The organism is Qipengyuania intermedia (assembly GCF_019711615.1).
Taxonomy (GTDB): Bacteria; Pseudomonadota; Alphaproteobacteria; order Sphingomonadales; family Sphingomonadaceae; genus Qipengyuania; species Qipengyuania intermedia.
On record NZ_JAIGNS010000001.1, the window covers coordinates 1,202,964 to 1,225,743 of the forward strand.

22 protein-coding genes and 1 tRNA gene are annotated in these 22,780 nt (G+C 63.8%); 12 read left to right on the plus strand and 11 right to left on the minus strand.

Annotated elements, in window-relative coordinates:
* Positions 1–231: 231 nt before the first annotated feature.
* Positions 232–975 carry a hypothetical protein gene (locus K3179_RS05985; protein WP_221562909.1) on the minus strand — a complete coding sequence of 248 codons (744 nt, stop codon included), beginning with the start codon at positions 973–975 and terminating at the stop codon, positions 232–234.
* Entirely contained in the window at positions 972–2,204 is a 1,233-nt protein-coding gene (locus K3179_RS05990) for a TIGR04063 family PEP-CTERM/XrtA system glycosyltransferase (RefSeq protein WP_221562910.1), read from the minus strand. Before K3179_RS05990 ends, K3179_RS05985 begins: the two co-directional genes overlap by 4 nt.
* A gap of 101 nt (positions 2,205–2,305) precedes the next feature.
* Between K3179_RS05990 and K3179_RS05995 the strand changes: the two genes are divergently transcribed.
* From K3179_RS05995 to K3179_RS06010, 4 genes are all read left to right on the plus strand, one after another.
* A complete protein-coding gene (locus tag K3179_RS05995) occupies positions 2,306–2,476 on the plus strand; it encodes a hypothetical protein (RefSeq protein ID WP_221562912.1) in 171 nt (56 codons plus the stop codon).
* Entirely contained in the window at positions 2,469–3,851 is a 1,383-nt protein-coding gene (locus tag K3179_RS06000) for a putative O-glycosylation ligase, exosortase A system-associated (RefSeq protein ID WP_221562913.1), read from the plus strand. The genes K3179_RS05995 and K3179_RS06000 overlap by 8 nt, the downstream gene beginning before the upstream one ends.
* 159 nt (positions 3,852–4,010) lie before the next feature.
* Positions 4,011–4,460, plus strand: coding sequence for a MaoC family dehydratase (locus K3179_RS06005; protein ID WP_090476800.1), 450 nt, complete (start codon positions 4,011–4,013; stop codon positions 4,458–4,460).
* A 61-nt stretch (positions 4,461–4,521) separates the two neighbouring features.
* Complete coding sequence (locus K3179_RS06010) at positions 4,522–5,700, plus strand: acetyl-CoA C-acyltransferase (protein WP_221562914.1); 1,179 nt, start codon at positions 4,522–4,524, stop codon at positions 5,698–5,700.
* A 77-nt stretch (positions 5,701–5,777) separates the two neighbouring features.
* Here K3179_RS06010 and K3179_RS06015 read toward each other — a convergent pair whose 3' ends face one another.
* Positions 5,778–6,548, minus strand: a complete 771-nt coding sequence (locus tag K3179_RS06015) for a GIN domain-containing protein (RefSeq protein WP_221562915.1) — start codon at positions 6,546–6,548, stop codon at positions 5,778–5,780.
* Positions 6,549–6,676: 128 nt separating this feature from the next.
* On the opposite strand from K3179_RS06015, the gene K3179_RS06020 reads away from it, so the two are divergent.
* Complete coding sequence (locus tag K3179_RS06020) at positions 6,677–7,285, plus strand: DUF4126 domain-containing protein (protein WP_221562916.1); 609 nt, start codon at positions 6,677–6,679, stop codon at positions 7,283–7,285.
* On the opposite strand, the gene metW is transcribed toward K3179_RS06020, so the two are convergent.
* On the minus strand, positions 7,275–7,862 hold the full coding sequence (metW, locus tag K3179_RS06025) for a methionine biosynthesis protein MetW (protein WP_221562917.1): 588 nt from the start codon (positions 7,860–7,862) through the stop codon (positions 7,275–7,277). The genes K3179_RS06020 and metW overlap by 11 nt on opposite strands.
* The gene (gene metX / locus K3179_RS06030) at positions 7,859–8,950 is read right to left on the minus strand and encodes a homoserine O-acetyltransferase MetX (protein WP_221562918.1); all 1,092 of its coding nucleotides are present in this window, start codon (positions 8,948–8,950) and stop codon (positions 7,859–7,861) included. Before metX ends, metW begins: the two co-directional genes overlap by 4 nt.
* 69 nt (positions 8,951–9,019) lie before the next feature.
* On the opposite strand from metX, the gene K3179_RS06035 reads away from it, so the two are divergent.
* Together K3179_RS06035 and K3179_RS06040 are read left to right on the plus strand one after the other, a co-directional pair.
* Positions 9,020–10,138, plus strand: a complete 1,119-nt coding sequence (locus K3179_RS06035; protein ID WP_221562919.1) for a pyridoxal phosphate-dependent aminotransferase — start codon at positions 9,020–9,022, stop codon at positions 10,136–10,138.
* On the plus strand, positions 10,135–11,040 hold the full coding sequence (locus tag K3179_RS06040; RefSeq protein WP_221562920.1) for a prephenate/arogenate dehydrogenase family protein: 906 nt from the start codon (positions 10,135–10,137) through the stop codon (positions 11,038–11,040). The genes K3179_RS06035 and K3179_RS06040 overlap by 4 nt, the downstream gene beginning before the upstream one ends.
* Here K3179_RS06040 and K3179_RS06045 read toward each other — a convergent pair whose 3' ends face one another.
* Genes K3179_RS06045 through ftsE form a run of 4 tightly spaced genes read right to left on the minus strand, consistent with a single transcriptional unit; the run spans position 11,041 to position 13,916 of the window.
* Positions 11,041–11,721 carry a lysophospholipid acyltransferase family protein gene (locus K3179_RS06045; protein ID WP_221562921.1) on the minus strand — a complete coding sequence of 227 codons (681 nt, stop codon included), beginning with the start codon at positions 11,719–11,721 and terminating at the stop codon, positions 11,041–11,043.
* A gap of 4 nt (positions 11,722–11,725) precedes the next feature.
* Complete coding sequence (locus K3179_RS06050; RefSeq protein WP_221562922.1) at positions 11,726–12,256, minus strand: YdcF family protein; 531 nt, start codon at positions 12,254–12,256, stop codon at positions 11,726–11,728.
* Positions 12,253–13,188: a cell division protein FtsX gene (locus K3179_RS06055; protein WP_221562923.1), complete on the minus strand. Its 936-nt coding sequence runs from the start codon at positions 13,186–13,188 to the stop codon at positions 12,253–12,255. The genes K3179_RS06050 and K3179_RS06055 overlap by 4 nt, the downstream gene beginning before the upstream one ends.
* The gene (gene ftsE, locus K3179_RS06060; protein WP_221562924.1) at positions 13,185–13,916 is read right to left on the minus strand and encodes a cell division ATP-binding protein FtsE; all 732 of its coding nucleotides are present in this window, start codon (positions 13,914–13,916) and stop codon (positions 13,185–13,187) included. Before ftsE ends, K3179_RS06055 begins: the two co-directional genes overlap by 4 nt.
* 159 nt (positions 13,917–14,075) lie before the next feature.
* Here ftsE and K3179_RS06065 point away from each other — a divergent pair, with 159 nt between their 5' ends.
* From K3179_RS06065 to K3179_RS06080, 4 genes are all read left to right on the plus strand, one after another.
* Positions 14,076–14,924, plus strand: a complete 849-nt coding sequence (locus K3179_RS06065) for a zinc-ribbon domain-containing protein (RefSeq protein ID WP_221562926.1) — start codon at positions 14,076–14,078, stop codon at positions 14,922–14,924.
* Between the two features lie 114 nt (positions 14,925–15,038).
* Positions 15,039–15,125, plus strand: a tRNA-Leu gene (locus K3179_RS06070).
* 125 nt (positions 15,126–15,250) lie between these two features.
* Entirely contained in the window at positions 15,251–15,808 is a 558-nt protein-coding gene (locus K3179_RS06075; RefSeq protein WP_221562927.1) for a PAS domain-containing protein, read from the plus strand.
* Positions 15,809–19,243 carry a CheR family methyltransferase gene (locus K3179_RS06080; protein WP_247712805.1) on the plus strand — a complete coding sequence of 1,145 codons (3,435 nt, stop codon included), beginning with the start codon at positions 15,809–15,811 and terminating at the stop codon, positions 19,241–19,243. It abuts the gene before it with no gap.
* On the opposite strand, the gene K3179_RS06085 is transcribed toward K3179_RS06080, so the two are convergent.
* Positions 19,203–19,580 (minus strand): response regulator, encoded by a 378-nt coding sequence (locus K3179_RS06085; protein ID WP_221562928.1) that lies wholly within the window; start codon positions 19,578–19,580, stop codon positions 19,203–19,205. The genes K3179_RS06080 and K3179_RS06085 overlap by 41 nt on opposite strands.
* 87 nt (positions 19,581–19,667) lie before the next feature.
* Positions 19,668–21,110 (minus strand): patatin-like phospholipase family protein, encoded by a 1,443-nt coding sequence (locus tag K3179_RS06090; RefSeq protein ID WP_221562929.1) that lies wholly within the window; start codon positions 21,108–21,110, stop codon positions 19,668–19,670.
* Positions 21,111–21,181: 71 nt separating this feature from the next.
* Between K3179_RS06090 and K3179_RS06095 the strand changes: the two genes are divergently transcribed.
* Positions 21,182–22,777 (plus strand): FAD-binding oxidoreductase, encoded by a 1,596-nt coding sequence (locus K3179_RS06095; RefSeq protein WP_221562931.1) that lies wholly within the window; start codon positions 21,182–21,184, stop codon positions 22,775–22,777.
* Positions 22,778–22,780: the final 3 nt, after the last annotated feature.

The following is a 22,780-nucleotide window of genomic DNA, read 5'->3' on the forward strand; positions in this document are numbered from 1 at the left end:
TTGCCGACCGAAGGGAAGGACAGAGGCGGGTAAAAATGTCGCAGCGCCGCATCTGGCACTGCCAAAATTTCGCGAACCATCCCTTTGCAGGTACGAAACCGCTTTTGCAATGGCCCGGACGGGTAGCAAAATTTCACGCGGCCCAAGTTTTAGGGCGTTTTACCGCATTGCAGCATGGAGGAATTCGTATCCGCGCGCGGCTGACGTAGCGGCAGCGGCGCGTGCGCAGGCTCAGTCGGCCTTGCCGACCCGGCCCAGCTTGTCGAGCGCGCTACGCAACGCCGCCTGCGGATCCTGTGCCGATTCGCCGCCATCGCGTTCCGCCTCGCGGCGCAGGAAGGAGATGACCTGCTCCGTGTCCTCGTCCTGCGGCGGCGCGGTCGCGGCGGCCTTGTGCGCTTCGAGCGCAGCGGCAAGACGCCCGGTCAGCTGGTCGAGGGACAGCTCTTCGGCGGCGCGCACTTCGGGTGTTTCACGCTCCTGCGGCACTTCGACGGGCATGGCTTCTTCGGCAGTCTCGACTTCGAATTCGTCCGCTTCGTCGATCTCGGTGAACTCTGCGGTTTCCGTGATCGCAATGCCGTCCTCGCCGAGATCTTCGCGAGCCGAGAGCACGCGGCTTCGCGTCGGTTCCTCGTCCACGACCGGGCCGGTGGCTTCGTCGTCGGCCCACTCGTCCGCGGGATACGCATCGCCCTTCCTCGCGAGACGTGCCGCCAGGATCAGGCCGAACACCAGGCCGACGAGTGCAGCCACACCTGCGACCGCAGCGAAACCGGCCATGCCTACCGGCGCTTCGAAATAGGGGTGGAGGCCCGCAAGCCCGGTCCGCGCGAAATAGTAATCGCGTGTCGCGGGGGCCATCACGTAAAGCACGCCCAGCGTGCCCGCGCCGAGCAGGAAGGCGAACCACAATCCCACCAGGGGGCGGAACCATGCGCGCTGCGTCATGCTGGTTTCTTCGGTATAGCTCATGCCTGCTTCATTCCCGTTCGCTTCGGCTTTGCCGCTTCTACCAGCGCCGAGTAAATCTCGCGATAACGCGCCACATTGCGTCCCCAGTCGTGATGCGCGGCGACGTGTTCGCGGCCCGCTTTGCGCATGACATCCCACTCTTCGCGGCGGTCGATCAGTCCTGCGAGGGCGCTTGCGATTGCTGCCGGATCGTCGGGCGCGAACAGCACGCCGGTGACGCCGTCCTCGATCAGTTCGCGGTGACCGCCGACATCGCTTGCCGCGACGATCCGGCGCTGGGCCATGGCTTCGAGCGGTTTGAGCGGGGTGACCAGGTCGGTCAGGCGCGATTTCTTGCGCGGATAGGCGAGAAGGTCGATCAGCGAATAATAACGATCCACTTCGTGATGCGGTACGCGCCCGGTGAAGACGATCGCCTCGGCTGCGGGAGAGGCGGCAGCCTGCGCCCGCACGGCCCCTTCGCGCGGCCCTCCGCCGACCAGCAAGAGCCGCGCTTCGGGATGTCGGTCCCGCAAACCGGGCATGGCGGCGATCAGGTCGTCGAGCCCTTCGTAATCATAGAAGCTGCCGATGAAGCCGATCACCGGACCATCCCCAAGGCCGAGTTGTGCGCCGAGGGCATTGTCGCGCTGGCGCGGCTCTCCGAAAAGCGAAAGGTCGACGCCGTTGGGAGAAAGCCTGATCTTGGCCGCGTCATGGCCCCGTCCGGCGAGGTCGCTGCGCAGGCCTTCGCAGATAGTGAAGACCGCATCGGCGCGTTTGACCACGCGGTTTTCCAGCGCCCGCGTCAGGCGATATTTCGCCGAGCCTTGTGTGCCCGTCCCGTTGCCGACTGCGGCATCTTCCCAGAACGCACGGATTTCGTAGACGAAGGGCACGCCGATCGACCTCGCGGCCTTCAGGCCGGCCATGCCGCACAGCGCCGGCGAATGCGCATGGATGATGTCGGGACGCCATTGGGCGGCGACCTTCTCGATCGTTCTCCTCAGCGCCGCGACTTCACGCAATTCGCGCGCGACCGGAGGCCCCGACGCGGTGCCCGGCGTGCGATGGAAGGTCAGCCCGTCCACCTCCTCGACGCCTGGTCCATCTGCGACATGGCGCTGACCGGTCACTGCCCGCACCTCGCATCCGGCCGCCTGCAGGCTCTTGAGGATGGCGCGCGTGCGGAAGGTATAGCCCGAATGGAGCGGCAGCGAGTGGTCGAGGATGTGGAGGACCCGTGTCATTATCGCCCTCCTGTGACACAACAGGCTTAACGACGCGTCAACCCTGTGCTGTTACCGGGTGACACGCCGTTTGGCGGATAACGGGCGGACCATAAGCTAGCGTGATCGACTATTTCGCCATTTTTCTGACCCACGGGCTGATCATGCTCGTGTGCTGGCGACTGCTTGCGCGCGAGGATCTCGACGATCCGCAGGCAGCGCCGCCGGTCGAGGGCAAGAGAGGCGCTCGCGGGCGCCGCGCGCGCCGGAAAGGAAGCGGCGGCGATGTTTGACATCCTCATCCTCGCCTTCCTGGCCGTGCTCGTGGTGATGGGCCTGCGCAAGCCCTTCATCTGGGTGCTCGCCTATATGTATGTCGACATCGTCGTCCCGCAGCAGGTCGGATACGTGTTCCTGCCCGACCTCAAGATATCGCTGATCACGTTCATCCTGGCGTTCGCCGGGTGGATCCTGTTCGACAACAAGAAGGGCACGCAGTTTTCTTCACGGCAGGGCATCCTGCTGGCCTTCCTGCTCTGGTGCGGCTTCACCACCATGATCGCGCAATTTCCCGAAAGCGCGGCGTCCAAATGGGCCTGGGTCTGGAAGTCGATGCTCTTCGCACTGTTCCTGCCGCTGGTCCTGCGCACGCGATTGCGCCTCGAAGCGGCAGTCTATGTGAGCGTGCTATCGCTGGCGACCATCGTGATTTCGGGCGGCATCAAGACGCTTCTGACTGGTGGCGGCTACGGCGTGCTGGTCACGCTTTCGGCGAGCAATTCGGGCATTTACGAAGGCAGCACGCTGTCGACCGTAACCATCGCCTGCATCCCACTGGTCTGGTGGCTCGCCATGCACGGCACGATCCTTCCCGCCCGCACGAAAAGCGCGATTTTCCTCGCCGTAGCGCTCACGGGCGCATCGCTGCTCATCCCGATCGGCACGCAGGCGAGGACCGGGCTGCTGTGCATCGCGTTTCTCGGCCTGCTCCTGCTGCGCTCGGTGCCGAACAAGTTTGCCTTCGGTGCAGCTGCGGGCCTGATGGTGCTGATCTCGATCCCCTTTCTGCCGCAATCCTTCCAGGAGCGCATGGGTACGATCGCCAATTACCAGGCCGACCAGTCCGCTTCGACGCGCCTCCAGGTCTGGGACTGGACGCTCGATTATGTCGCGGAAAATCCCATCGGTGGCGGTTTCGACGTCTATCTCGCCAATTCCTTCACCTATGAGACGGTCGAGACGATCCGCGAAGGCAATGTCGAGCGCACCGAGCGCAGGGAGGTGACCGAATCCCGACGCGCCTTCCATTCCAGCTATTTCGAAGTGCTGGGCGAACAGGGGGTCTTCGGCTTCCTCCTGTGGATCCTCCTCCACGCGACAGGACTGGTTGCGATGGAGCGCCTGCGCAGGCGTGGGCGGGCGTCTGACGATCCGGAACTGCAGCGGTGGGGAACGCTCGCCAATGCTCTCCAGCAGGTGCAACTGGTCTACCTGTTCGGCGCTCTGTTCGTCGGGGTGGCGTACCAGCCCTTCATCATGACGGTGCTCGCCATGCAGATGGCGCTGACCGGGCTGGTGGTGCAGGGCGACCGGCGCGAGAATCAGCGCGAGCGCAAGAAACGCCTCGCCGCCCGGCGCGAACACGGACGCGAAGCGGCGTCGTCATAACGCGTCCGCGCGCGCCGCATCGCTGCCCGGCCCGCAGTCCCCCCATGCCGTAACGGCAGCTTTCCGGCAGTTGCACAGCCTTTCTCCATGCGCCATGAGTCCGCGCGCAAATGCGATGTGGAGTCGCGTAATTCAGCAAGTTTTCGAGGAGAGCGAGCAATGACCCCCCAGGACGTAGCAGCCAAGGTCGGCGAACAGGTCGGCACCAGCGAATGGGTCGAAATGAGCCAGGAGCGCATCAACCAGTTTGCCGATGCGACCGGTGACCACCAGTTCATCCACGTCAACGAGGAAGCGGCCAAGATGACGCCGTTCGGCGGCACGATCGCGCACGGCTTCCTGACGCTTTCGATGATCCCCTACCTCACCGCGAACAGCGATGTCCCGCGCGTCGACGGGATCAAGATGGCCGTCAATTACGGCGGCAACAAAACCCGCTTCATCAACCCCGTTCGCTCGGGCAAGAAGATCCGCGGCCACTGGAAGCTGCTCGAAATGACCGAGAAGCGCCCCGGCCAGTGGCAGCAGACGATGGAGATCACCATCGAGATCGAAGGCGAGGACAAGCCCGCCCTGATCTGCGAATGGATGACCATGTACTTCGTCTGATTTCTTTCCCCTCCCCGGGAGAAACAGACGTTCAACGACCAGATAGATTTAAGGAATGACCATGCGTGACGCAGTCATCGTTTCCACCGCCCGTACCGGTATGGGCAAGGCCTACAAGGGCGCTTTCAACTCGACGCCCGGCGCAACGCTCGGCTCCTATTCGCTGAAGCCCGCGATCGAGCGCGCCGGCATCGATGCCGGCGAAGTCGACGACGTGCTCTGGGGCGCCGCGCTCCAGCAGGGCGCGCAGGCCGGCAACCTCGCCCGCCAGGTCGCGCTGCGTGCCGGTTGCCCGATCGGCGTGTCGGGCATGACCATCGACCGCCAGTGCTCCTCGGGCCTGATGACCATCGCCACGGCTGCCAAGCAGGTCATCACCGACCGCATGCAGATTGTCGCGGCGGGCGGCCAGGAATCGATCAGCCTCGTGCAGACCAAGGAAATGCGGGTCATGCCCGACCCCGAACTGGTGAACATGCACGGTGCGATCTACATGCCCATGCTGCAGACGGCTGAAACCGTCGCCCAGCGTTACGGCATCAGCCGCGAAGCGCAGGACGAATATTCGCTCCAGAGCCAGCAGCGCACCGCCGCGGCACAGGAAGCCGGCATCTTCGACGACGAAATCGTTTCGGTCAGCACCACGCACAAGGTGATGAACAAGGAAACCGGCGAGGTTTCGGACGAAGACGTGACGATCGCCAAGGACGAAGGCAACCGCCCCTCGACCACCCTCGAAGGCCTCGCTTCGCTGCAGCCGGTCATGGGCCCGGGCACCACGATCACGGCGGGTAACGCCAGCCAGCTGTCGGACGGTTCGGCAGCGGTCGTCGTCATGGAAGCCAAGGAAGCGGAAAAGCGCGGCCTCAACCCGCTCGGCCGTTACATCGGCATGGCGGTTGCAGGCACCGAGCCCGATGAAATGGGCATCGGCCCGATCTTCGCGATCCCCAAGCTGCTCGAACGCTTCGACATGAAGGTCGAGGACATCGACCTGTGGGAACTGAACGAAGCTTTCGCGGTGCAGGTCCTGTACTGCCGCGACAAGCTGGGCATCGACAACGACAAGCTCAACGTCAACGGCGGTTCGATCTCGATCGGCCACCCCTACGGGATGACCGGCGCGCGCTGCGTCGGCCACATCCTGCGCGAAGGCCAGCGCCGCAAGGCGAAATACGGCGTCGTCACCATGTGCGTCGGTGGCGGCATGGGCGCAGCGGGTCTGTTCGAAATCTTCTGATCCGGCTCAATATAGACAAGAGAAGGGCGGCACCGCGCAAACGGTGCCGCCCTTTTTCTTTGCCGGAAGCAGGCGGATCAGCGGGCGCGGATATCGCCGCTGCCGTTTACTTCGCGCCGGGTGATGACACGCGCGCTGCGGTAGCTGATGTCGCCCGATCCGTTGACGTCTGCCGATAACTCTCCGACATCGCCTGCGCGGATATCGCCCGATCCGTTGATCGACGCGACCAGCCGGTCGACCGACCCGATAACAACATCACCGGACCCATTGATTGCCGCATCGACCAGCGCCACGCGGACGGGGGCGAGGTCGATATCGCCCGAACCGCCGATGCGTGCGCGAATATCGTCGACCGATCCGTCGATCTCGATATCGCCGCTGCCACGGATCGACAGCGAGAGCGCAGGGGCGTCCCAGCCTTCGAGCCGCACGTCGCCGCTGGCGTTGATCGTCACTTCCCGCAGGTCGGGGACCGAAAGGTAGGCAAGGATCGGTTTCTTCGTGCGGAAGCTGCCCTCCGTCGTCAGCGACAGCGTGTCGCCGTCCTTCCTCGCTTCGATCAGGCCGATGATATTGTCTTCTGCGACGAGCCGTAGCGTGGGCGCACCCTGCCGGATCACGACATCCACGGGGCCGTCGATGGCGAGGGCACCGAAGGCCGGAATACGCCTGTTCTCTTCGACCACGACGCCCGATCCCACGATCTGCGCCTCGCCGCTCCGGTACACCGAGACCGACGTATTTTGCGAACTCGTGCTGTGCTTTTGCGACCCGGCATTCGCACTGTTGCAAGCAGCAAGCGAAGTGGCTGCGAGCGCGGCCGCAATTGTGAATTTGCCTATCATAATGTCCTCCCGAAAGATGTCGTTGACATTTGTAAACGATAGGCCCGCAGCGCCGTTCGGGTCAATTCCCGCTCGTCGTGTGCACTTGGTCGTTGGACGAATGGGAAATCGGAGGCATACTGGCACTTATGGGAGTGATGGAAATCATCGGGATAGCCGGAAGCGTGAGCCTGCTGGCGGGCTGGCGGCTTTACCTCAGCATCTTTGCGACCGGCCTCGCCATGCGCCTGGACGCGATCCCGCTGCCCGAACATTTGCAGAGCCTCGACGTGCTGGCGAACCCGTGGATCATGGGGATCGCCGCCATTGCGGCCGTGGCCGAATTCTTCGCCGACAAGGTCATGTGGCTCGATAGCGCATGGGATGCCGTCCATACCTTCGTCCGGCCTATCGGCGGTGCGCTGCTGGCGCTTGCTATCGTCGATCCCTCTGATCCCGCCACGCAGGTCGTCGCTTTCCTTTTGGGCGGCGGGGCGGCGCTGACCGCGCATGCCGGCAAGGCGGGCGCGCGCGGTGTGGTCAATGCCAGCCCCGAACCGGTCAGCAATGTAGCGGTCTCCACGGTGGAAGACGTGGCGACGGTCGGCCTGCTCTACCTCGCTTACGAATATCCCTATGCGGCAGGTGCAATCGCGCTGGTGTTACTGGGCCTCACGGTCTGGCTGATCCTGACTGCCCGCAGGCTAATCCGCTCCTTCTTCGGCGCGGGCAAACCCGCCGACCCGCCTAGCGGCTGAGCAGGAAGACCGCGAATTCGGCGCGCAAATTCGCCGCGCCCGAAACCGGTTTCTCATTGGCGAAGAACCATTCGCGCTCGATCCGTGCGTTCTTTTCGCGCGCCAGTTCGCGGAAATCCTTTACCGTCACGTGGTGGATGTTCTGCGTCTCGTACCAGCTGACCGGAATGGACCGGGTGACCGGCATGCGACCGCCGAGCATCAGCGCGCTGCGGGTGCGCCAATGGGCGAAATTCGGAAAGGAAACGAACGCCTGCTTGCCCACGCGCAGCAGCTGGTCGAGCATGAGGTCTGGCCGCCGGGCGGTCTGCAGCGTCTGGCTGAGCACCGTGTAGTCGAAACCCTTGTGCGGATAATCCGCGAGCGCGCTGTCGGCATCGCCCTGCACCACGGAAAGCCCCTGCGCCACGCAGCGTTCCACGCAGCCGCCGTCGATTTCGATCCCGCGCGCGTCCACCCCCTTTGACGCGCGAAGTTCCGCCAAGAGGGCACCGTCGCCGCAGCCGATATCGAGCACACGGGTGCCCGGTTCGATCGCGGAGGCGATGGCGGCAAGGTCGGGGCGAAGGGCGCTCATTCGATGAAGCCTTTCACCACGCGGTCGAGCGCGGGGACTTCGAGCAGGAAACTGTCGTGCCCGTGGGGTGCGGACAGTTCGACGAAGCTCACCGCAGCACCTGCTGCATTCAAGGCATGCACCACGTGCCGACTTTCGGCGGTCGGATAGAGCCAGTCGCTGTCGAAGCTGACGAGGCAGAAGCGCGCCTCGGTCCCCGCAAAGGCATTGGCGAGCTTGCCGCCATGCTCTTCCGCCAGGTCGAAGTAATCCATCGCGCGCGTGATGTAGAGATAGGAGTTGGCGTCGAAGCGCCGCGTGAAGCCGCTGCCCTGGTAGCGCAGATAGCTTTCAACTTGGAAATCGGCATCGAACCCAAAGCTCTTGGTGTCGCGATCCTGCAAATTGCGCCCGAACTTGCCAGTCAGCGCCTCTTCGGAAAGATAGGTGATGTGCGCGGCCATGCGGGCGACGGCCAATCCGCTGTCGGGCTGGCTCTCCTGCGCATAATAATCGCCCTGGTGCCAGTTGGGATCGGCCATGACGGCTTGCCGGCCGAGTTCGTGAAAGGCGATGTTCTGCGCCGAATGGCGGCTGGTCGATGCGATGACCAGGACACGTTGGGCCCGGTCCGGCCAGTTGGCGGCAAGGCTCAGCGCCTGCATCCCGCCCATCGACCCGCCGACTACCGCGTGCAGCTTTTCGATGCCGAGACCGTCGAGCAGCGCGACGAGGCCGCGCACCATGTCGCGGATGGTGATCACCGGGAAGCGCATGGCATAAGGCTTGCCGTCGGGCGCCTCGCTCGCCGGGCCGGTCGAGCCCATGCAGCTGCCGACGACATTGGCGCAGACCACGAAATAGCGATCAGTGTCGATCGGCTTTCCGGGTCCGACCATGCGCTCCCACCAGCCCGGCTTTCCCGTCACCGGATGGGGCGAGGCGACATACTGGTCGCCCGTCAGCGCGTGGCAGAGCAGGATCGCGTTCGAACCATCCCCGGCCAGCGTGCCGTAGGTCTCGTAAGCAATCTCGGCGCCATGCAACTCGCCCCCGCCGTCGAGCGGCAGCGGATCGGTCAATTGCAAAACTTGGGACGCCCCGGCCATTCCTTGGCCTCTACAGCCAAGGCAGGTGCTTGTCGAAGGGCCGTTTTTCTTTCATGCGAACAAGCCGCGATGACAGACACAGCCGACAGCGCCGCCCGCCCGACAATGAAGCCCTGGATCGAGGCGATCCACGCCTATGTGCCGGGCAAGTCGAAGGGCAGCGACGGGCGCGAACTGGTCAAGCTTTCGGCCAATGAGAACCCGCACGGCTGCAGCCCGCTCGCGCTCCAAGCGCTGGCCGATATCGCCAATCCGGCGCTCTATCCCGATCCAGACAGCACGGCCCTGCGCGAGGCGCTGGGCGAGACGCACGGTATCGATCCCTCGCGCATCGTGTGCGGGGCGGGGTCAGGCGAACTGCTGCATGGTGCGGTGCAGGCCTATGCGGGCCCGGGCGACGAGGTCGTCTGTGCGCGCTATTCCTTCTCGCTCTACCCGCTGCTCGCGGCAAAGGTCGGCGCAAGCATCGTTTACGCGGACGATGACGATCATGCCCCCAGCGTCGATGCCTTGCTGGCGGCAGTGACCGACAAGACCCGCGTGGTCCTAGTCGACAATCCGAACAATCCCGTCGGCACATGGCTGGATCGGGACGAGGTCGCGCGCCTCCACGATGGCCTGCCGCGCGATGTGCTGCTGGTGATCGACCATGCCTATGTCGAATACCTTGCGCCCGGGCTCGACGATGGCGGGATGGAGCTGGCTGCACGGCACGAGAACGTGCTCGTCACGCGGACATTCTCCAAGGCGTTCGGCCTTGCAGGTGAGCGGATCGGCTGGGCCACCGGGGCTCCAGAGATCGTGGGCGCGCTCAACCGCCTGCGCGGCGCTTTCAACGTCACTGCAGCGGGCCAGCGTGCGGCTCTGGCGGCAGTCGGCGACATGGCTTTCGTCCGCAAGTCCTGCGAAGAAAACCTGGCCGCGCGCGATGCTTTCGAGCGGCAGATCGCGGCGCTCGGCAATCACGGCCTCAGGGCCAAGCCGAGCGAGGCGAATTTCGTGCTCGTCCTGTTCGAAGGCGCGCTGAGCGCCGATGCGGCGTTGGAGGCCTTGGCGCAAGGTGGCTATGCCGTGCGGCACTTGCCCTCACAGGGTCTTCCCCACGCGCTGAGGATCACGATCGGGACGCGCGAGCAGATGGGCGAGATCGCGGCTATCCTCGGCAAAGCCTGCGAGGCTGCGGCGTGACTATAGAGCGCGTCGCCATCATCGGTCTCGGCCTGATCGGCGGGTCGATCGGCCTCGCTGCGGGCAAGATGGCTCCGCATATCGCGACCACGGGTTGGGATGCCGATCCCGACGTCCGTGCGCGCGCTGCGGAGCGAGGTCTGGTCGCCACGGTATGCGAAACCGCCAGCGATGCGGTCGTGGATGCCGATCTCGTGGTGCTGTGCGTACCTGTCGGCGCGATGGAAGAAGCGGCGCGCGCAATCTCTGCCTCGCTCAAACCGGGCGCGATCGTCAGCGACGTGGGCTCGTCCAAGGCGAGCGTTGCGGCGGCCCTAGCCAAAGCGCTTCCGGATGCGACGGTCATCCCTGCGCATCCCGTCGCCGGTACGGAGAAGAGCGGCCCGGAAGCAGGCTTTGCCGAACTGTTCCGTCATCGCTGGTGCATCGTCACGCCGCCCGAAAATGCGCCCGAAGAGGCTGTCGCCGACCTTGCTGCATTCTGGGAGAGCCTCGATGCTAAGGTCGAGATCATGGATGCCGCGCACCATGACCTCGTCCTCGCCGTGACGAGCCACATTCCTCACCTCATCGCCTACACCATCGTGGGCACCGCCTCTGACCTCGAGGATGTGACCCGGGGCGAGGTCATCAAATACTCTGCAGGCGGTTTCCGCGATTTCACCCGCATTGCCGCGTCCAATCCCGTCATGTGGCGCGACGTGTTCCTGTCGAACCGCGATGCGGTGCTCGAAGTGCTGGGGCGTTTCACCGAAGACCTCACCGCGCTCCAGCGGGCGATCCGCAACGGCGACGGCGATACGCTGCACGACCTGTTCGACCGCACGCGGACGATCCGCCGGTCGATCATCGAAGAGGGGCAGGACGATGCGCGGCCGGACTTCGGCCGGTCCGACCACTGATCAGTCGTTGAGCGCGTTGATCGCGTCGAGAACCCGCGCTTCGACCTCGTCGCGCGGCAGGCCTGCGGGGATCGTCTCGCCGAAGCGATAGGTGATCGTGCCCTTCTTCTTGAGGCCGCGATGATACAGCGGACCGCTGTTCACCGCGACGGGCACGACGGGCAGGCCGATCATCTTGTAGATCCCGGCGAAGCCCGACTGAAGCCGTCTCCGCTCGCCATGCGGGACGCGCGTGCCTTCCGGGAAGATGACCAGCGGACGGCCTTCTGCAGAGCGCGATTTCGCTGAGCGGATCATGGTCATCAGGGCTTTGGCGCCCTGTTCGCGGGCCACGAAGATCAGGCCATAGGCCGCCGCCGCACGGCCCCAGCCGGGGATGCCGTGGAGTTCCTTCTTCGCGAACACGGCCGGGCTGTCGAACAGCGTCGGCGCATCGATCGCCTCGAAGAAGCTTTCGTGTTTCACTGCGTAGAGCGCGGGCTCTTCGATGGGACCGCCTTCGATCACGAGCTCGATGCCGAGGAAGGTGCGCATGCACCAGCGCTGCCACCCGCTCCAGTTCTCGACGCGCCTGCGGAAGGCGGGTTTCGAGAAGGGCACGCAGGCCAGCGCTGCGGCAGTGATGAAAATCGAGCCGAAATAGAACGCCAGGTAGAACGCGGTATTGCGCAGGACTATCATCGGATCAGACCGGCAGCCCCTGCGAAATCTCGGAGGCCAGCAGCTTGTTGTATTCGAGGAACAGAGTCTGCAAATCCGGGTGGGATGGCACCGCGTCGCGGATCAGGCTGGTTTCGGGCGGCAGCACTCCGGCCACTTCCGAATAGGCGCGGGCCATGTGCCAGTCGGTCGTCACGAGCCGGGCGGAAGTGAATTCCTTCTCTTCCATCCATTGCGCGACTTCGCCCGCATTGCTGCGCGTGTCGACGGCGAGGTACCCGAGCGTCACGCAGCAATCCATCGTCCGGGCCGAAACATCGAACTGGGCGGCGAATTCGCCCGGCTTCACTTCGGGATCGACGCCGGAGACGAACAGTTCGCGCGCCTGCCCTTCACCGACGACTTCCAGTCCGCGGGCAATCCGTCCCGGACCACCGGTCAGCACGATGACGGCGTCGGTCTCCACCTCTTTTGCGGGTGCGGGCAAGGTCACCGAAAAGGCGACGAAGCCGAAGGTGTAGAGCAATACGAGGGCAGCGACGAAGCGAAGGATCACAGCAGTTTCCGCAAGGATGCGAGGACGGTCATGCGTGCCGTGTAGACTGCAATGACGACGGCGAAAAGCGGGACCATGGCCAAGATGACCCAATCCACCGCAGACAGTGACCCGCCTGCAACCATCCCGGAATCCAGCGCGGCGAAGCGCCCGGCCAGAAGCACGATCGCGCCTGCGCCGAGGACGAGGCCGAGCAGCCCTCCGACCAGCGCGTCGAGCAGGATGGAGCGCTGGAATACGCTGGCGATCTGCGCATCGCTCCCGCCCAGCAGGTGGACGATCTCTATCGTGTCGCGATTGCCGCCAAGGGCATTGCGCGCCGCCAGCCAGACGGCCGCGATGCCTGCGAAGGCCAGCAGCGCGATCAGCGCCAGTGCCATCCACTGCAAGGTCCTGAGCGCATCGAGGACCGGGGCGAGCCAGGTCTCCTGGCTGTCGATCCGGGCCGAAGGCGCATAGGCGGCGATCCGCGTTTCCAGTTCCTCCAGCGCAGCGTCATCCACTTCGCGGGCAAGCTGGAGATCGATGAGTGCGGGCAGGGGCACAGCCTCGACAGCCTCGCCCGAGCCGAGCCAGGGTTCCAGCAGTTCGGCGACCTCGCTTTCGGGTACCATTCGCAGTTCGGTCACTGCCGGGTCTTCGCGCAACAGGCCCGCTATCCGCCGCGCCTGTTCGGCCCGGAGGTCGTCATCGGCCTCAATGATCTGGACCGTCGCGCTCCCCGCAAGATCGCCGCGAGCGCTTGCAGCGAGGTTGGACAGGGCCAGCGCGCCGCCTGCAGCAAGCACGGTCAGGGCGACCATGATGGCGATGACCCATGGAACCGGTCCGCCGAGGCGGGTGCGCGGCAGCAGGCTTGCGGCCCGGCGTCCACGAAAAGGAGCAAGGCCGCGATCGACGGCGCGCCCGAGGGCCGGCGGTTTCTGCGTCATGCTTCCACCCCGCCGGAGGTGCGCTTGGGCGGATAGCGCAGCGCGCCGGTCGGATCCGACAGCGTGCCCTTGTCGAGCCGCATGATCAGGCTGTCGGGCACTTTGCGGATAAGCTGGTAGTCATGGGTCGCGACCACGACGGTCGTTCCGAGCCGGTTCAGTGCCTCGAACAGGCGCAGCAGCTTGAGCGCCATTTCCGGGTCGACGTTGCCGGTCGGCTCGTCGGCGACGAGGATTTCGGGCCGGGCGATCACCGCGCGCGCAATGGCGACGCGCTGCTGTTCGCCGCCCGACAGCGTCGCGGGCCGCGCATCGGCGCGGTGGCCGAGGCCCACCCACTCCAGCATGTCGTTGACCGGCCCGGTCAGGTCGCTTTCGCGCACACCCGATACCCGCAGTGGCAGGGCGACATTGTCGAAGGCGGACAGGTGGTCGACTAGGCGGAAGTCCTGGAAGACCACGCCCATCCGGCGGCGCAGGCCCGGCAGGTCGCCACGCGGCATGGTGATCACGTCGGCTCCGAACATGCGCATTCCCCCGCGCGAGGGGCGCTGGGCGAGATACAGCAGTTTCAGGAGCGAAGTCTTCCCCGCCCCGCTGGCACCGGTGAGGAAATAAAACCGGCCCGGGAACAGGGTGAAGGAAATATTCGACAGCACCTCGCGCTCGGTGCCGTAGCGCAATCCGACGTTGTCGAATTGCACGATCGCGCTTTCCTTTGCGCTCATCGGCCTGGTTTCGCCGAGAAAAAGAGGTGAATTGGGGCCGCCATCGTCCAATTGGGGCCTATAACCGCCCTTCGATGTGGAAAAAAGCCGCTTGGGGCTTTCACGCACAGATGCGCAGCTTGTCGCGATTCGCACCAATGCGTAAGGCTTTCATCCACCATGATTATCGCCTGTCCCGCCTGTAGCACGCGTTATGTCGTTCCGGACAACGCCATCGGCGTGGACGGCCGGACCGTTCGCTGCGCCAAATGCAAGCATTCCTGGTTCCAGGATGGCGCCGATGTAGCAGATATCCAGGCAAGCGAGGCGGCTTCTCCGCCGCCACCTCCGCCGCCACCGCCACCTCCTGCCCCGCGACAGGTGGAGGAGGCGGAAGCCGAAGCGAAACCGGGCTTCACCTTCAACGACGATGTGGCCGGTGCGCCGATCGCCGACGACGATGGCGATGACGCTCCCGACTTCGACGAAACACCGCCTCCGTCATACGACAGGGAAGGTGCCACCGCGCCGCCGGTCTATGCCGACGATGACGAGGACGATTTCGTGTCGCGGTTCGATCATTCGCCGCCCTTCCGCCCGCGTCGCAACATGATGAAATTGTGGACCTGGGCTGCGGCGATTTTCGCGGTGCTGGCGCTGGGCGTCGTCATCGCGATCACGCAGTTCGGAACCCCGTCGTGGTGGCCGGTCGACAAGCCGACCTTCGGACAGGCGCAGCCCGATCTCGAACTACGCTTCCCGCCGGAGGCGCAAAGCTGGCGCGAGCTGGAGAACAAGACATACCTGTTCTCGGCGCGGATCGAAGTGGAGAACACATCGCGCGAAAGCCGCAAGCTGCCGCCGATCCAGATCGTCATGCTGAACGAACGCGAAGACCAGGTCTTCACCTGGATCGTCCAGCCGCCGCAGCCGACCCTGGCGCCGGGCGAAACGGTGACGATCGACGAGGCAAGCACGCAAGTGCCGCGCAATGCGGTCTATGCCGACGTGGGCTGGGCACCGCTTTAGATTTTGCATGAACAAGGTGCTTGCGGGGGCGCATTCTCGCTGCTAGTGGCGCGCTCCTACCGGCGGTAGCACGCCTCCTGCGCATGCGGGATTCGCTACCGGATTTGACTGTGTGCGGTCGTGGCGGAACTGGTAGACGCGCAACGTTGAGGTCGTTGTGGCCGCAAGGCCGTGGAAGTTCGAGTCTTCTCGACCGCACCAACAGTCTCCTTCTCCAGGAAAAGTCGTTTGTTCGGGCACGGCAAGCATTCGCTTGTCCGGATGTTTTCTTGTGCCTAGAACAATTCAAAGCACCGGAAGAATCCGGACATCGCAAGGCGTTGCATATGTATTGGTTGGAAGCAGACAGCGAGCCTCCCGTGGCTCTCGGGACCGCGCTCGACAAGAGCAAGGTGTCCCTGTCGCTGTCCGACATGCGCATGGATGATGCGCCGCTGGTCGGCGTGAACACCGCATTTTGCGAGATGACCGGATATTCGCCCGACGAAGTCCTGGGCAGGAACTGCCGGTTCCTCCAGCCGGACACCGGGGCTGGCCCCGTGCGAGAGCGGATGCGGAACTTCATTTCCGATGACAGGCTGACGGAAGGCAAGTTCCTCGTGCCGAATATGAAGCATGACGGAACGCCTTTCCTGAACCTCGTTTACCTGTCGAAGATCAAGCTGGATAAGAAGATCGTCTACATTCTCGGCTCGCAGTTCGAGGTAAAGCCGGCCGGAAAGGACGTGCTGGATGTCTACGAGGAAGCGCTGAAGCAGGATATTCGCGACCTGCGTTCGATTGCAGGCGAAATGGGCATGGTCATGCTGGGCACTTACGAACAGCTCGCATCGAGCCATTCGATTATCGCGGAGGCGCGGTTGTCGGACCAGAGGGGGGAATAATTGGACGATAATCTGGACAAGGTTGTGCCGGTTGTCGGAATCGGCGCGTCGGCAGGGGGGCTGGAGGCGCTGCGCGAGGTCTTCGGCGGCCAGGAAGGCAAGACCGGCCTCGCATATGTCGTGGTCCAGCACCTGGACCCGACCCATGAATCGCTGATGGCGCAGCTGATCGAGCGCTATACCGCGATGACCGTTACCCAGGCTGAAGGGAACGAAAAGCTCGAAGCCGACCACGTATACGTGATCCCGCCCGGTCACGGCCTGGCGATCCACGACGGGGTTCTCGAACTCACCGAATTTTCCGACCCGCGTGGTCAGCGGCGTCCGATCGACGATTTCTTCGACAGTCTCGCCAACGATCGCCAGCACATGGCAGCCTGCGTCATCCTTTCGGGCACGGGCGCAGACGGCAGTCGCGGTTTGCGGGCGATCAAGGAGATGGGCGGGCTTGCCGTGGCGCAGGAACCGGAAACCGCTCGCTATGACGGGATGCCCGTGTCCGCCATCGGCACCGGGCTGGTCGACGTGATCGCCAAGCCCGCGGACGTCATCGAGGTCGTCAGCGACTTCTTCAAGCGCGCCCCGACCGAAGAGGTCGAGGAAGAGGCCCGCGAAGTCGCCGACCGGATCGACGAACTGTGCGAAGTGTTGCGCGACACGGTGGGGCACGATTTCTCGCGCTACAAGCGCTCGACGCTGATCCGCCGCGTGGCCCGGCGGATGCAGGTTCTCTCGATCGAGGATGCGGGCGACTATGTCGGACGAATCCGGAACGATGCGGACGAGTGCCAAGCGCTTTTCCAGGACCTGCTGATCAACGTAACCCAATTCTTCCGGGACCACGAAGACTTCACCGCCCTGCATGAGCAGGTCATCGATAGGATTGTCGGCTCCTCACGCGACGGGCAGGAAGTCCGCATCTGGGTGCCCGGCTGTTCGAGCGGCGAGGAAGCCTACACCATCGCCATGCTGTTCGCCGAGTCCATGCGGAAGGCGGACAAGCGGCCTTACGTGCAGGTTTTCGCGACCGATATCGACGACAAGATGCTCGATATCGCACGCAGCGCGACCTACCCGAATTCGGCACTTCCTGACATCCCGGCCGAGTACCAGCACCACTATGTGGTCGGCGGATCGGACACCTTCTCCCTTGTCAGCCAGATTCGCGAAATGGTGCGCTTCAGCCTTCACAATGTCGTGCGCGATCCGCCCTTCTCGAAGATCGACTTGGTCAGCTGTCGCAACCTCCTGATCTATTTCGACGAGGACTTGCAGAAGGCGGTGTTGCCCCTGTTCCATTTCGCACTGCGCGATAATGGGCATCTCTTCCTCGGCACGTCGGAAGGAATCGGGAGGTTCGAGGATCTATTCGAGACGGTCGATCAGGGTTCACGGATATTCAAGCGCCGCAACGTGAAGAGCAATTACAACCTCCATATCCCGAAGACGAATGCGCCGACTTATGTTCGCCGGCGCGAACGCGGTGGCACGCAGCCCCCACCCGTCGATTCAGGGTCCACGGAAGTTGCAGCCCTTCGCCGCCTTGCGGACAAATATTCGCCGGTAAGCTTCCTGGTCGATTCCGAAGGCCTGCTTCTCCAGAAATGGGGCGCCGTGGGTCGTTATCTCGAATTCCCCGACCAGTTGGAGCGTACGGTGCATGTGCCTACGCTTGCACGTCCAGGCTTGCGGGAAGTTATCGGGCCGCTGCTACGCAAGGTTGTCGAGGATCAGAACCGGCTCGTGGTCCGCGATCAGGAGGTCACGACCGAATTCGGGCGCATCAAGACCTCGATCTTGTGCGAGCCGGTGGCACCCGGCGGCTACCTGGTCGTCATTCGCGAGACAGGTGCGCTGCAACCGTTCGAGGACGACGAATTCGAAGAGTTCGAAGTAGGTGACGGCCAGCTGCAATTCCTCGAGGAAGAACTGCAGAATACGCGCCACCGGCTGCGGTCCACGGTGGAAGAGCTCGAAACTACGAACGAGGAGCTCAAGAGCAGCAACGAAGAAATGATGTCGATGAACGAGGAGCTCCAGTCCACCAACGAGGAGCTGACCACGGTCAATGACGAACTGAAATCGAAGGTCGACCAGGTCACGGTCGCCAATGCGGACCTCAAGAACTTCTTCGCGACGACCGAGCTGATGGTGCTGGTCGTCGATGGCGATCTCAACTTGCGCAGCTATACCGATGCAGCGACGAAGATCTTTCACATCAACCAGAGCGATATCGGGCGGCCGCTCGACGTCGTGCCCACACAGCTTGCCGATCAGGATTATCTGAAGATGGCGAAAGCGGCCGCTGCGCAGGGTCGCACCCAGGATTATCATTCATCCTCGGAAGACGGATCGCGCAAATATCTGGGCCGGGTCATTCCCTATCGCCAAACGAACGGCGACATCGACGGGGCGACGATCATGTTTACCGACGTCACGCAGGCCCTGACGATGGAGCGCGACCTGCGCGAGGAGCGCGAACGCCTGCGTCTTGCGCTCGAAGTGGCGAAGATCGGTGTGTGGGAATACGAACCTGCGACGGATCGCACGATCCTCGACGATACGGAGCGTCGTCTCCTCGAGCTGGGCGAGAGCGAAGGCGACACGATGGAGCCTATCCTCGCCAAGCTGTCGGGCCCCGACCGGGACCGCATCAATGCAGCCCTTCGTCGCGCGATGGACGGCGAAAAGGATTTCGACGAGGTGTTCAGCTTGCCGCTCGAAGATGGCGGCACGCGCTGGTTGCACGGTCTCGGGCGCAGCATCACCAACAGTGGTTCAGCCAAATTCATCGGCGTCACCTACGACATCACGGCAGAGCGCGAGATCCTTGCCGAGCGCGAGATCATGCTGCGCGAGATGAACCACCGTGTGAAAAACCTGTTCGCGGTGATCGCCGCCATGGTCGCGATCTCGAAGCGCGAGGCCGATAATCTCGACGATTTTGCAGAAGACCTGCGCAATCGCATTCACGCGCTCGGGCGTTCGCATGCCTTGACTACGCGTCATGCGGACGGAGGCTCGGTCGGGCTCCGCGAATTGCTCGAAACGGTGCTCGCGCCGTCGCATGAGAACCAGAAGCTCAACTTCGACGGCCCAGACGTCGACATCCCCAACGCCAAGCTGACTTCGGTGGCGCTCATCCTCCACGAATGGGCAACCAATGCCTCCAAATACGGAGCTTTGGGCGACGAGGAAGGGTCCGTGACAGTCCATTGGGAGGTCGAAGACAGCGACCTGCGCCTTGAGTGGGTCGAAGCCGGCAGCACCGGCAAGGACGGGGCGGGGAAGGGATTCGGCACCCGCCTGCTCGAAGTGACCGCGCGTCAGCTATCGGGAAGGGTAAAGGGCGATAAGGTGGAAAACGGCTACCGGCGCAGCCTGGTTTTCCCGCTCAGTGACAGTGGGCAGCCTGCTCCGCCAAGCCCTGACTGAGGGCCTTCAGCAGGTCTCGCTCGCTTACCGGTTTGTCGAGGCGGGGTTCGTTCTTGAATTCGGTCGTCAATTCCTCGTGCCGCAGGTTCGCGCTTACGAAGACGATATGCGTGCCGCTTTCGCGAAGCTTGCGCGCCAGGGGCCAGACGGGACGGGCATTGAGATCGATATCCAGCACGGCGGCGCGCGGCGTTTCATCGCTCACCATGTCTAGCGCCTCGTCGAGCGAGGTGGCCGGTCCAAGGACGTCGTAGCCGGCGTCGACGAGAGTCATCTCGAAATCGAAAGCGATCAAGGCCTCGTCATCGACGATCAGGATCCGATTGGATAGCGACACGAAAATTCTTCCCCTTTTCGGGTCAGAATACCTTCGTCGGCAAAAGGTTTCGCAGTTTATAACATTTGTTCCGGCGAGGGACGGTTCTCAGCGATTGTCGATCGGGCTCATGGCCCACCAGGCGCCGCCCGTGCGCTGGACCTTGTGGCGACCCAGGTCGCGCAGGCAGGCCATGAAACCGGGCTTGAACATCTCGTCACCCTTCGAACAATCAGCCTCTTCGCAGCGGCATTCGAACGTATCCCACTGGTCGGCCGTCGTGATGTGGATGTCGCCATAGGGGTTCAGCAGGCGCAAGCCGGCGATGGCGCCAACTTCGCTTTCGTTGACCAGCAGATCGTATCCGCGCTTCCCGTTGAGGATCGGGCCGTCCTTGGTGTCGAGACCCGGGTCGGCAATGCGGGTTGTGGGACCGTTGCGCACGACGAAAAAGGCGGGCGTGACCGCCCGTCGCTGTGCCCCGGTGGGATGTTCGTCATCCGGCAGGCCTGCGTGACGGCACACGCTCTGGTGCATCCGCTCCATCGACTTCTCGAAAAAGACCGAACGCCTGACGCCGCCATCGTAGAGCGCGCGAGAACCCTTGCTCGAGCCCGTGACCCGAAGCTGCTGGTGAAAGACCGGCATGGCGGACGATGCCATGGCCGCGGCGCACAAGGCATCGACCGCTTTCTCATTGTCGGGTTCGTCCTGCACCAGGCCGCGCACATCGACATAATGGAACAGGCCGCAATTCGCCTCGACGAAGCCGATATAGCCGGCGATCTGCGACTGCCGCAGGGCGTCGAGAAGCGTTGAGTCCCCGTTTTCGAAGATCGCATTGCGGATGCGCTTGCGCAGCGGTGCGGTGCCCGCCTGTGCGCCGCGCAGGGGTAGCATCTTAAGCCCGGTATTGCGCACCACGTCGCGCTCGGTGCGCGGAGAATATCCCCATACCAGGCGGTCCATCGCATAGCGCCGGGTCTCCACCGGCTGGCTCTCGTCCAGTGCAACCATGAGCAGGAGGGTCTGCAACGATCCGGTGGAGATGCCGGTGATGATCTTCACATCGCGCATCGCAAGGTCCCGGCCGCTGGCATCGTGCATGGTGCGGAAAAGACCCGCGCCATAGGCCCCCCACTGGCCCCCGCCGGAAAGCATCAGCACCTTTGCGCCCGGCGCGTTGTGCGGCTCGTCCGGATCATGTGCGAGCTTGCGGCCATGCTCGTCGTGACCGTGCAATGCGCATTCTTCGACCAGCTTTTCCAGGTCGTCGCCGAGCGGGTCGCTATCATGGCCCGTGTGCTGAGCGTGTCCGGCCTTGGCGATGACCGACGGGCTATGCGGCGGAGGGGCATCGCGCTGGATGTCGCGGATGAACCGGTTGGGCGCCGCATCATGCACGTGGTCGTGGAAATGGCTGCAGGGAACCTCGTGCGGGCCCCAGTTGAACAGCTTGCGCCCGATGAAGAAGAACAGGAACGGCAGGCAGAAGCCCACCACGAGAAAAAACAGGTTTTCCAGCATCTTTGCTTGCCCCCCGACAGCCACCAGTCGGATTTTGCCTATAGTGTTTTCGCGTCCAAGCCTATTGGAGAGGGACGACATCGGGGGGACAATTGATGCGCATCGAACGCAAGCGCGGCGGGCCGTGGGTGAACGAGCACCGCTCCATCTTCAAATTCATGCGCCGGACAGTCGAGCTTCATGAGGATGCGGCCGATGACGTGGCCAGTGTTCTTGCGCAGCGCCGTGACGCGATGGGCGAGCTCATCGACTACGAGGCGAAGCGCGACCGCGAGCTGTGCGTGACCGGGTCCGGCTGGTCGCAGAGCAAGCTGTTCCACGGCCTGTCCAGCCATGTGACGACGGACGGGGACGAAGGCATCTGGCCGGTCCCCGACGAGGCGTTCCTCGATGGGGTCGAACACCGCCGACGCTATGTGCTGGTGACCGGAGGGACCAAGATCCACTGGCTGATGGACTGGCTCGGTAGGCCGGGCCGCGACCTGTCGCTGCGCACGGCGGGGTCGCACAAGGGCCAAAGCATTGCGGGCATGATCGCCACCGGATCGCACGGTTCGACGCTGGATGAAACGGGCTGCGAAACACATGTGAGGGGCATGGTCCTATCGACCGGCAAGGGCGAGGCGATATGGCTCGGCGATCCGGACAAGCCCGTCCTCAAGCACGACTGGATCGAGCGCTTTGCCACGCCCGGCGATCCGGCCCATTTCGCGGCCGCGCGTGTCCATCTCGGCGGCATCGGTTTCGTGTCGGCCTACCTTATCGAGGCAGTGGAGGAGTTTTACTGCGGCTTGGTGAAATGCGCGCGCGTGCTCCCTGCCGACTGGGGCGACCTCGTGGCGCAAGGCCGCTTTGCCGAGGCGATGGGCGACATCACCCAGGGCCGCACACCGCATTATTACGAGCTGACCTTCGATCCCTTCGCTGCGGATGACGAAGAGGTGCTGGAGACGATCTGGCTGGATATCGAAACGACCGCCAAGCCCGTCCTTGATGCAGAACCCGTCAGCCGGACCTCGTTCGAAGCCTTGGGCGAGCAGGCCGCCAAGGGTTTGAAGCAAATCACCGAAAACCCGCTCGCGCCTCAAATGATCGAGGCGCGCCTGCGCGACCTTATCGATGTGCCCGGCATGATTTTCGACGACTTCAAGGAGCACGCCTGCGACGAGCGCGACGTGCCGCGCACGCTGTCGCAGCTGACGGCGCAGTGGGAGCCGCACCGGCTCTTCGGGCTGCGGGTCGATGTCTACAACGCGGCCTTCGCAGTGCCCCTGGAGCGCCTGCCCGAAGCCTTGCGGATCGCGCGCGAAATGGCTGCTGGGACCGAGGACAACATCCGGACCTTCAGCAAGGATTTCGTCTATACCGTGCGCTTCGCGAAGAAGAGCCCCGCCGCGATGGGCTTCCTGAAATTCGACAACAACGCCATCATCAATATCGACGGGCTGCCGAAGAACTTCCTGCTCGGCACCGACGCGCATGTGGCTGCGCGGCGACTGCAATACCTTTTCAAGAAGTCGGGCATCCCCTTCACCATGCACTGGGGCAAGGATGCGCAGATGGATGCGGCAGACATCCGCGACCAGTACGGCACCGCGGTCGACGCCTATCGCGCGGCGCGCAAGGCACTGCTGGGGGAGCGGGGCGAGGTGTTCATCTCGCCCGCCCTCGAGCGCTGGGGCCTTGCCTGACCT

Bases quoted from the DNA above. Each gene is read 5' to 3' on its own strand.
- K3179_RS05985 (WP_221562909.1), bottom strand. From the start codon at position 975: ATGAGCTATACCGAAGAAACCAGCATGACGCAGCGCGCATGGTTCCGC.
- K3179_RS05990 (WP_221562910.1), bottom strand. From the start codon at position 2,204: ATGACACGGGTCCTCCACATCCTCGACCACTCGCTGCCGCTCCATTCG.
- K3179_RS06000 (WP_221562913.1), top strand. From the start codon at position 2,469: ATGTTTGACATCCTCATCCTCGCCTTCCTGGCCGTGCTCGTGGTGATG.
- K3179_RS06005 (WP_090476800.1), top strand. From the start codon at position 4,011: ATGACCCCCCAGGACGTAGCAGCCAAGGTCGGCGAACAGGTCGGCACC.
- K3179_RS06010 (WP_221562914.1), top strand. From the start codon at position 4,522: ATGCGTGACGCAGTCATCGTTTCCACCGCCCGTACCGGTATGGGCAAG.
- K3179_RS06015 (WP_221562915.1), bottom strand. From the start codon at position 6,548: ATGATAGGCAAATTCACAATTGCGGCCGCGCTCGCAGCCACTTCGCTT.
- K3179_RS06020 (WP_221562916.1), top strand. From the start codon at position 6,677: ATGGGAGTGATGGAAATCATCGGGATAGCCGGAAGCGTGAGCCTGCTG.
- metW (WP_221562917.1), bottom strand. From the start codon at position 7,862: ATGAGCGCCCTTCGCCCCGACCTTGCCGCCATCGCCTCCGCGATCGAA.
- metX (WP_221562918.1), bottom strand. From the start codon at position 8,950: ATGGCCGGGGCGTCCCAAGTTTTGCAATTGACCGATCCGCTGCCGCTC.
- K3179_RS06035 (WP_221562919.1), top strand. From the start codon at position 9,020: ATGACAGACACAGCCGACAGCGCCGCCCGCCCGACAATGAAGCCCTGG.
- K3179_RS06045 (WP_221562921.1), bottom strand. From the start codon at position 11,721: ATGATAGTCCTGCGCAATACCGCGTTCTACCTGGCGTTCTATTTCGGC.
- K3179_RS06055 (WP_221562923.1), bottom strand. From the start codon at position 13,188: ATGACGCAGAAACCGCCGGCCCTCGGGCGCGCCGTCGATCGCGGCCTT.
- ftsE (WP_221562924.1), bottom strand. From the start codon at position 13,916: ATGAGCGCAAAGGAAAGCGCGATCGTGCAATTCGACAACGTCGGATTG.
- K3179_RS06065 (WP_221562926.1), top strand. From the start codon at position 14,076: ATGATTATCGCCTGTCCCGCCTGTAGCACGCGTTATGTCGTTCCGGAC.
- K3179_RS06075 (WP_221562927.1), top strand. From the start codon at position 15,251: ATGTATTGGTTGGAAGCAGACAGCGAGCCTCCCGTGGCTCTCGGGACC.
- K3179_RS06095 (WP_221562931.1), top strand. From the start codon at position 21,182: ATGCGCATCGAACGCAAGCGCGGCGGGCCGTGGGTGAACGAGCACCGC.